Source organism: Bartonella sp. EBT8 (genome assembly GCF_055796165.1).
The window spans coordinates 1-2536 of sequence record NZ_JBTTDJ010000044.1 but is presented as its reverse complement, the minus strand read 5'-3'; the positions used below and the strand labels follow the sequence as shown (position 1 = coordinate 2536).

Sequence of the window (2536 nt, the reverse complement as noted above, 5' to 3'; positions counted from 1 at the left end):
CCGCCTGCAAAACATGCTTGCTGATGAAAAGAGTGAAGCACGCCGTGCTTTTGATGCGTTTCTCAAAGAATTACAAAACAACTTAAACAGTGATATCAAGCAAGAGGAAGCGGTTGAGATGCTTGCACAACATCTTGTAACCCGTCCTGTTTTTGAAGCTTTGTTTGATGGCAATCAATTTGTTCAAAACAACGCCATCTCACAAGCAATGGAAAAGATCTTAAAGGAATTAGACAAGACCAATATTGAAGAAGAGTCAAAAGAGCTTAAAGAATTCTATGAAAGTGTAAAATTACGTGCTTCTGGGATTACTACCCCGCATGCAAGACAAAACCTCATCATTACTCTTTATGAAAGTTTTTTTACCAAAGCATTTCCACGTACGGTAGAAAAATTAGGTATTGTTTACACGCCTGTTGAGGTTGTGGATTTTATTATTCACTCTGTTGATGATGTTTTACGCAAGGAATTTGGCAAGAGTTTAGGCTCCCGTGGTGTTTCTATTCTTGACCCCTTTACGGGTACCGGTACCTTTATCACAAGGCTGTTACAATCCGATCTCATTCAACCAGAGGATATGGAATATAAATTCCGTCATGATATCCATGCCAATGAGATTGTTTTGCTCGCTTATTACATTGCTGCCATTAATATTGAATCAACTTATCATAGTCTTATGAAAGGAGATTATATTCCCTTTAAACATATTGGTTTGACTGATACGTTTCAGATGCTTGAAGAGAAAAATCTGCTGCAAGAATTGTTTAAAGAAAACAGTGAATATTTGGAACTTCAGAAAAATCTGAATATTGAAGTCATTTTTGGTAATCCTCCTTATTCCGTGGGGCAAAAAAACGCTAATGATAATAATCAGAATACATCTTATCACGTATTAGATAAACGAATAGAAACAACTTACGCTGCTCAGTCAAATGCCAGTCTTATGCAAGCACTATATGATAGTTATATTCGGGCTATCCGCTGGGCTAGTGACCGTATAAAAGACCGTGGTGTTATTGGTTTTGTAACAAATGCAAGTTTTGTAGATGCAAATTCTATGACTGGTTTACGTAAATGCCTTGTTGAGGAATTTAGCAGCCTTTATATTTTCCATTTAAGGGGGAATGCGCGGACTTCTGGAGAACAACGTAAGAAGGAAAGTGGTGGCATTTTTGGTGAAGGCTCTCGAGCACCCATTGCAATCTCTATTCTCGTAAAAAATTCAAATGCACAACAGCGTGGTAAAATATATTTCCGTGATATTGGTGATTATCTCACAAGAGAAAAAAAACTCACAATAATCGAAACCTTTGGTAGCATTGATGGTATTACACGGAGCAAACACGGTTGGAAAATCATTACACCAGACAAGCATGGTGATTGGATAAATCAACGTGATGACAGTTTTAAAACGTTTATAACCTTAGGTAATAAAAAGGGGCACGATAAAAAGCTCTTTGAGACTTATTCTTGTGGTATCTCAACTAGTCGTGATGCTTGGGTATATAATTCTAGCTGTGAGGTACTATTCAAGAGCATGCGTAATATGATTGCCTTTTATAATAGTGAAGTAAAACGTTTTAATGATGCTCATCCACATGCTGACCGTAAAACACGTACAAATGCTGTAAATAACTTCATAAATTTAGATGAGAAAAAAATCAGTTGGAGCCGTGCTCTTAAACAAGAGTTAATAAAAGGAAAAGTTTATGAATTTGAAGAGGCATGTCTTACGCAAAGTGCATATCGTCCTTTTACACGACAGTGGCTTTATTACAATCGCATCTTCAATGAAATGGTTTTACAAATGCCGCGTATATTTCCTATGGAAAAAGCAATTGAAAATAAGGTGATACAAATTACAGGTATAGGAATTACACGTGGTTTTTCTGTTTTGATGACTAAAGATGTACCTAATTATCACGCAATGGATACTGGACAAGGCTTTCCAAGATATTTCTATGAAGATGCCACCGTTTCAAAAGATAAAAATGAAAAACAATCTCATTTATTTACAAATTCTACAGAAGAAAGCGCAATCACTAGTTTACAACGTCGTGATGCCATTACTGATGAAGGTTTAGCACATTTTAAAACAGCTTATCCTAATGAGAACATCACTAAAGATGATATCTTCTATTATGTTTACGGTCTCTTGCATTCAGAAGATTATCGTGCTCGCTATGCTGACAATCTCTCTAAAGAACTCCCTCGCATCCCTTGCGTAAAGAGCACTGAAGATTTCTGGGCATTTGTTAATGCTGGTCGTGAATTAGGCAATTTGCACGTCAATTATGAAACGGTAGAGCCTTATCCCGTAACCTTTAAAAAAGGCAATCCAAAACTGACAGATATCAAGAATCCCGAAAAGTTTTATTACGTTACAGAAATGAAATTCGCAAAAATCAAAAATAGCAAGGAAAAGGATAAAACCACTGTTATTTACAATAGCAATATCACAATAACAGATATTCCTCTTAACGCTTATGAGTATATCGTAAATGGTAAACCCGCTCTTGAATGGGTTATGGGGCGT

The 2536-nt window shown here is 36.4% G+C and carries 1 protein-coding gene; it reads left to right on the top strand.

The genetic code is table 11. The features are described from left to right. On the top strand, positions 1-2536 hold a 2536-nt coding region (locus AC0QT4_RS08775), incomplete at both ends, for a type ISP restriction/modification enzyme (protein ID WP_473201296.1).